Origin of the sequence: Streptomyces adelaidensis (assembly GCF_016598475.1) — a bacterium.
GTDB lineage: Bacteria > Actinomycetota > Actinomycetes > Streptomycetales > Streptomycetaceae > Streptomyces > Streptomyces adelaidensis.
On sequence record NZ_JAEMUX010000292.1, the window covers coordinates 1 to 585 of the forward strand.

The following is a 585-nucleotide window of genomic DNA, read 5'->3' on the forward strand; positions in this document are numbered from 1 at the left end:
GGTAGTTGTCGAACGGCTCGCCGTCCTTGTCCTTCCCGAGGTCGGCCGTGGCGCCGTGGTTGACCGTGCCGTCCTCGTTGTAAGCGGTCGGCGGGTCGGTGAAGAACTTCTTCGCCGCTTCCGGACTGTTACCCAGCGCTTCCAGCATGGCGGTGGCCGGGTCATAGCCGGCCCCGTTCACGCCGGAGGGGTTGTACGGGTTCTTGAACGGACTGTTCATCACCTTGCTCTCCGCGAACATGTCCGGGTCCTTCGCGTGCAGTTGCGCCACGTGTTCGGCGATCGGGTTGAGGAACTTCGCGTCGTAGTTCCCGTGCCGCATGATCCCGCCGAGCAGTTGGTAGCCGAACGGCGGCACGCCGTAGTCGTACTTGGACAGCGGAATGCGCTCCGTACCCAGCTTGCGGAGTTCCGGACCCCACTTGTCGGCGAATTCCTTGTCGTGGGAGGCGGTGGCCAGGTTGAGGCCGAGGTTCTCCTGGAGCTGCTGGACGTCCTTGAGGCGCTCCGGGTCGACCTTGCCGTACTCGTATGTGTCCGTGGAGAGCTGGCCGAAGAACGCGAGGGACTTCTCGGGGCCGAGCT

At 64.4% G+C, this 585-nt stretch carries 1 pseudogene; it reads right to left on the reverse strand.

The window, feature by feature from the left end:
- Positions 1-585, reverse strand: a pseudogene (locus tag I8N67_RS41910) (hypothetical protein); the annotation flags it as partial.